The organism is Phocaeicola sp. (assembly GCF_048170425.1).
Taxonomy (GTDB): Bacteria; Bacteroidota; Bacteroidia; order Bacteroidales; family Bacteroidaceae; genus Phocaeicola.
On record NZ_DBEXBB010000304.1, the window covers coordinates 1 to 6,331 of the forward strand.

At 43.6% G+C, this 6,331-nt stretch carries 6 protein-coding genes; 3 read left to right on the forward strand and 3 right to left on the reverse strand.

Annotated features, from left to right (window positions below):
• Positions 1-437: hypothetical protein (locus tag ACMJ0U_RS11690; RefSeq protein ID WP_417130073.1), on the reverse strand; the 437-nt coding region annotated here is incomplete at its 3' end.
• A gap of 880 nt (positions 438-1,317) precedes the next feature.
• Between ACMJ0U_RS11690 and ACMJ0U_RS11695 the strand changes: the two genes are divergently transcribed.
• Positions 1,318-2,289: a hypothetical protein gene (locus ACMJ0U_RS11695; protein ID WP_417130074.1), complete on the forward strand. Its 972-nt coding sequence runs from the start codon at positions 1,318-1,320 to the stop codon at positions 2,287-2,289.
• Positions 2,290-2,362: 73 nt separating this feature from the next.
• On the opposite strand, the gene ACMJ0U_RS11700 is transcribed toward ACMJ0U_RS11695, so the two are convergent.
• Together ACMJ0U_RS11700 and ACMJ0U_RS11705 are read right to left on the reverse strand one after the other, a co-directional pair.
• Entirely contained in the window at positions 2,363-3,163 is an 801-nt protein-coding gene (locus tag ACMJ0U_RS11700) for an N-acetylmuramoyl-L-alanine amidase family protein (protein ID WP_417130075.1), read from the reverse strand.
• A complete protein-coding gene (locus tag ACMJ0U_RS11705) occupies positions 3,163-3,669 on the reverse strand; it encodes a TlpA family protein disulfide reductase (protein ID WP_259296130.1) in 507 nt (168 codons plus the stop codon). Before ACMJ0U_RS11705 ends, ACMJ0U_RS11700 begins: the two co-directional genes overlap by 1 nt.
• 267 nt (positions 3,670-3,936) lie before the next feature.
• On the opposite strand from ACMJ0U_RS11705, the gene ACMJ0U_RS11710 reads away from it, so the two are divergent.
• Both ACMJ0U_RS11710 and ACMJ0U_RS11715 read left to right on the forward strand, forming a co-directional pair.
• The gene (locus ACMJ0U_RS11710) at positions 3,937-4,515 is read left to right on the forward strand and encodes a helix-turn-helix domain-containing protein (protein ID WP_417130076.1); all 579 of its coding nucleotides are present in this window, start codon (positions 3,937-3,939) and stop codon (positions 4,513-4,515) included.
• 23 nt (positions 4,516-4,538) lie between these two features.
• Entirely contained in the window at positions 4,539-6,191 is a 1,653-nt protein-coding gene (locus ACMJ0U_RS11715) for an AMP-binding protein (protein ID WP_417130077.1), read from the forward strand.
• The last annotated feature ends 140 nt before the right edge of the window (positions 6,192-6,331 follow it).

Below are 6,331 nucleotides of genomic sequence, written 5' to 3' on the forward strand. Positions count from 1 at the left end.
CAATTACCACCATTTTGACGATAACGAGTTACATAATAGTATGGCGCAAAATTACCCATCATTACTCTATCCACAAAAGATTTTGAAATATCCACTTTATCTGACACAGACAAACGTATCCCCTTCTGTAGTGATAAATCACATATTACAAGCATGAATTCACTTATAATACGAAACAAATCTGTATCTATAATTCTATGAAACTCCTTAACATGGCGTTTAACAAACTTATCAAATGCATCTTTATATTTGAAATCTTCACCTTTAGATGTCTTTTCAAAAATTTTCAATATGTTCTTTACATCATCGACAAAATCTTTTACACCATATACTAAATCAACAAACTTTCCTAAATGAGGAACAAAACAAGACAAAATAACCTGTTCTGTAGAAGAAGTTATATCACACACTATTTTAATACGATAATTAGGTGCCAAAAACAGAACTCAATTTGTTTCTGAGGTAAAGCATTCAAATACCGTATCTCACATTTTACACTTGAAAAATTAAATAGTCCCATAATTATTACAACGTTCAGTTCCCCAAAGCAAATTAGTTAACAAAAGAAGCGTGGAACTGCGTGCTATTCCACCTTTCTGAAGGCCCTGAGAAAGCCCAACACACAATAGAATAGACAACAGCCCCACGCTGAAAACAGCGTAGGAACCGACTATGTCATTCTTGTGTGTTTTGAAAATTTCTCAGGTTTTCAGAAACAAGAATGAAGCATGACGCTTCTTACAATTTTTTCCCACAAAAAGCAAGGTGGCAAACTCCTTTACACATCCTTTTTACAAAAGTAAGGAATCTGAACAAATAAAACAAATTATCAATCAATTGAAGAACAGATTTATATTACAACTACTCCTTGCATGTAACAACTCGCTTCAATTTATGCAGTTTTTGGCTGCACAAATTCAGAGACCTTGATACTATTATACTGAATGTATTTCCGATGAAAATGAAAAGCCACCCATAGGTTTATCAGCAAACCCTCTCACACATTCTACGTTTCGCGCAGCAAAAACCTACGTTTCACGATAGGAAAACGTACGTTTTTGCCAAGGAAAATATAAGTTTCCTGCTCGAAAACCATAAAAAAGACAAAAGAAGATAAGCACATACGCCACGACATTCAGCACTTATCAAACAAAAGTTTACTGACCTATTTCCTCTTTTTTGGACAAGTAATACCCCCTGCGATTTGTCTCATTTTTCCTTTTCCTCGCTTTTTCTTGAAAAAAATCGAAGAAAAATACAAAAAATTATTCTATATTTACCACTGAGAATAAATATAGGTAACTAAAAAACAAGACTATGACACTAAAGCACTCTCTTTCTTTCATATTTTATCTGGTTTTTACCACAATCTCAGCTTGGGCGCAGAGTAACAATTTCTCCAACTCCCTTTTCCGTTTTGCCACGCGTGCCGAAGGACAAATGCTGATTACGGAAGTAGATGACTATACCCGCAACTGGAACCAGTTTGACATCGACGTGCGTCTGCAAAAACCGCAAGGACGCAAATCACAGTTGTTGCAATTTGCCATGGAACAGACACTCAACTGGAGTGACGCTGAAAAAGAGCGAATCAGCAAGGCAATGAAAAGCCTGGACGCGGAAATCAAGAAACAAAGTTACAACCTCGATTTCCCGAAAGAAATCATCTTTGTAAAAACTACCCAAAAAGAAGAAGGCAATGCAGAGGCCTACACCCGCGTAAACTGGATTGCCATCGGTGAGCATGCGTTGAAGGAAGCTTCAGATGCAGATTTGAAATACCTTGTAGCCCATGAGTTGTTTCACCTGCTGACACGACAGAATTCCAACTTCAAGAAAGACATTTACAAGGTCATCGGATTCACGGTGATTGAAAAAGAAATTATCTTCCCGTCCGATTTGGCGGATATTCGTATCTCCAATCCAGACATCAGCCGATATGATAGTTATGGTATTTTTACCATCGGCGGACAGAAGCAATACTGCACCATGGTGATTTATACCGACAGACCTTATGACGGAAAAACGCTCTTCGACTACCTGAAAGTGGGACTTGTACCTTTGAACGGTGATTTTGTTCCTATTCAGAAGGCTGGAAAGACAATCATTTATGCACTGGATGAAGCGGAAGACTTCTACACACAAGTAGGAAAGAACACCAACTATCTCATTCATCCGGAAGAAATCATGGCAGACAACTTTGCCTTCACGCTGATTGGAAAGAAGGACCTTGCTAATCCGGAAATAATCCAGAATGTACAAAAAGTGCTGAAGGCCAAAAACCGATAAACAATCTACTTTCACAGATACAAAAAAGTCAGGCAACCGCTGAAGTGCCTGACTTTTTTTATGACTTATGAGATTATCTTTTCCGGTAATCCTTCTCGATGGCTAAGGTTATCCAGTTAGCTAAGGCCTGACGATTGTCGGCAATGACCAGACGTTTCTGATCCTGCGCATTCTGGATATTTCCTACTTCCAGGAAAACAGCTACCGGAGTCGTGTTGCGAAGAACAAACAGGTTACGTTCACTTACCGTACCATCGAATCCCCGGTTGGGCTGATGGCGGTCGTACTTAGCGCGGAAAGTCCGCTGGATTTCCCTCGCCAGTCGTTTCCCCTTCGAACTGCCCGGTGCATGATAGAAAAACACATCGGTCTGGTTGTTCCGGGCCCGGCTGTCCACATGGATAAACACGGCACGCTTGTAACTGCTCTTATCCTTCCGATACAAGCGGTTTACGGCATCACAACGCTGTTGCAGACGAGCCACCTGATTCAACGGAATAGCCTTTCCCATACAAGTCTCCCGCTTGCTGTTGTTCAGAATAGCCTGGTCACGAATTCCGTCCTTTGCATCCTGAATGATAAAATGCACTTTTGCCCCACGTTTCAGCAACTCACGCCCCAAACGGAGAATAATATCGTAAGCATATTCGTCTTCGTGTAACTCTCTTCCCTGATATTTACCTATACAGCCAGGATCAGGTCCTCCATGTCCGCTGACAAGATAGAAAGTGGCACCTTTCAAGGAACTGGAAGTCACCGCATACGAAGCATACTTCTTTCCAAACAGCGGTTCATAGTGTCCTTCCTTTTTCCCCGTGACTCCCGAAGGAAAGCACAGCAAGCCACATAAAATCAAACATAAGAACTTCTTCATCACTTCAGCAGTTCATCTATCTTCTTACAAAGGGAAGCAAACTCCTCTTCATTATACAAGCGAGTCATCATCACGATTTTACCCTCTTTATCTATCAGCACGTTACGGGTGATTCCGGCATTGCGTTCCGCATATTTGGCAAAAATATCTGCTCCCGGATCAAGTCCTAACGGATAAGTCACTCCTGTCTGCTTGGCAAAGGCTTTCACTCGTTCCAGCGGCTCGTCACGGTCAATTCCATAAAGCGCAAAGGAAGCATTGTCCTTATGTTTCTGCCAGATGTCTTTTTCAATAAAAGGCATTTCCTTACGGCATACTCCACACCAGCTTGCGGTAAACTGCAACATGACTACCTTTCCCTTAAGTTCTGACAATTTCACCTTGCGTCCGTCCGTCAGCTTCATTTCAAAGTCGGGAGCCGTATCGCCTACCTTGACAATATATCCGGCAGCATCAGGAACCGGCTGAGAGGCTGTAAGTGGTGCATGGCCGCCTAAAAGTCCCATCAATGTCAATGCAAAAATAAGCTTCTTCAGACACATTCTAAATTATATTACGGCTAAAAGATAGGACAAAAAATTAAAATACAGACACATTCGGCAAGAAACCTGCCTGCAAAAAGAATATCAGAAAGTGCGAAAAGTGCCGAAAGAAAATGCTTTTTATTACTTTTCGGTATGTTTATACAGAAACTTTATTAACTTTGCGAATTATGAAGAACAAAGCGTACACCTTTGCGCTTTTATTGTAAATCAAAGCTAAAGAGAAGACCTATGGATTGCACAAACATCATCGGAGAAAAAATTAAATCACTCCGAACCAATCAAGAAACAAGTATAGAGGAACTGGCAGAACGCGCAGGGCTGACTGTGGAACAAGTAAGCCGCATCGAGGAGAATATCGACATCCCTTCACTGGCTCCGCTTATTAAAATAGCACGTGCCCTGGGAGTACGTCTGGGTACATTTCTGGATGACCAGACCAGCGAAACCGGACCGGTTATCTGCCGTAAAGGCGAAGCGGACGATACCATCGGATTTTCAAACAACGCCACGCATGCCCGCCAGCACATGCATTATCATTCGCTGTCCAAAAGCAAGGTCGACCGTCACATGGAACCGTTTATTATCGACATTGATGCCAACGACGAAAAAGATTTCTTTCTCTCCGCACATGAAGGAGAAGAGTTTATCATGGTATTGAAAGGGGAACTGGAAATCAGCTACGGAAAAAGCAACTATCGTCTGAAAGAGGGGGATACCATCTACTATGACTCCATCGTGCCGCATCATGTACACACTGCCGAAGGACAGGCAGCACAAATTCTGGCCGTGGTCTATACTCCGGCATAAGTCTCACGCAAATCTTCAACGACATGTTACAACTTTCTGAAAGAACATTAGGCGACTGGCTGGAGCATTGGGCAGAAGTGACTCCGGACAAAGAATACATTGTATACTCCGACCGTAACCTGCGTTTCACCTGGAAGCAATTTAACGAACGTGTAGACCACATGGCCAAAGGATTGCTGGCCATCGGAGTAAAAAAAGACACCCACGTGGGCATCTGGGCCCGCAATGTACCCGATTGGCTGACGTTTCTGTATGCCTGTGCCAAAATAGGTGCCGTGGCCGTTACGGTCAATACGAACTACAAGCAAGCGGAGTTGGAATACCTCTGCGAAAACTCCGACATGCATACCCTGTGTATCGTAGACGGAGAGAAGGACAGCAACTTCGTGGAAATGACCTACACCATGCTGCCCGAACTGAAACTCTTCGAACGGGGACGCATGAAGAGCAAACGTTTCCCCCACATGCGCAATGTGGTGTACATCGGTCAGGAAAAATACCGGGGCATGTACAACACGGCAGAAATTCTGCTGTTAGGGAGCAACATTGACGACGAGGAACTGACTAACGCCAAAAAGCTGGTAAACTGCCACGATACGGTAAACATGCAATACACTTCCGGTACTACGGGATTTCCCAAAGGTGTCATGCTTACCCATTACAATATTGCCAACAACGGATTTCTCACCGGCGAGCACATGAAGTTCACGGCCGACGACAAACTGTGTGTATGTGTACCGCTGTTCCATTGCTTCGGTGTAGTACTGGCCACCATGAACTGCCTGACGCATGGGTGCACACAGGTCATGATAGAACGCTTCGACCCGCTGCTCGTATTAGCTTCCGTACACAAAGAGCGCTGTACGGCTCTCTACGGAGTACCCACCATGTTCATCGCCGAACTGCATCACCCGATGTTCCCCATGTTCGACTTGTCGAGCCTGCGCACGGGTATCATGGCCGGTTCTCTCTGTCCTGTGGAGCTGATGAAACAGGTGGAAGAAAAAATGTTTATGCGTGTCACCAGCGTATACGGACTGACGGAAGCTTCACCGGGCATGACCCACAGCCGTATTGACGATGCTCCGGAAGTGCGTTACACCACCGTAGGCCATGACTTCGAATTCACGGAAGTAAAAGTAATCGACCCGAATACCGGAGAAGAATGTCCGGTGGGCGTACAAGGCGAAATGTGCAACCGGGGTTACAACACCATGAAAGGTTACTACAAGAATCCGGAAGCCACAGCCGAAGTGATTGACGCGAACGGGTTCCTGCATTCCGGTGATTTGGGAGTAAAGGATGAAAACGGAAACTACCGCATCACGGGCCGCATCAAGGACATGATTATTCGCGGAGGAGAAAATATTTACCCGCGCGAAATCGAGGAATTCCTCTATAAGATGCCGGGCATCAAAGATGTGCAGGTAGCTGGAGTACCCTCCAAGAAATACGGTGAGGCAGTTGGAGCTTTCATCATCCTGCATGAAGGATACACCATGAACGAGTTTGATGTACGTGAGTTTTGCCAGGGAAAAATAGCCCGCTACAAAATCCCCAAGTACATTTTCTTCGTAAAGGAATTTCCAATGACAGGAAGTGGAAAAATCCAGAAATTCAAACTGAAAGATTTAAGCTTGAAACTATGTGCCGAACAAGGCATTGAAATCATATAAAGGGACACTCAGTAAATAGTATAAAATTAGCCAACTAATTCATACAAAAAGTATTGCGAATTAGTTGGCTTTTTTGTATCTTTAGGTATTCCCCCGAAAATAAGGTTTGGCAGCCAAAACGGGGGAAATACTCCGACTAA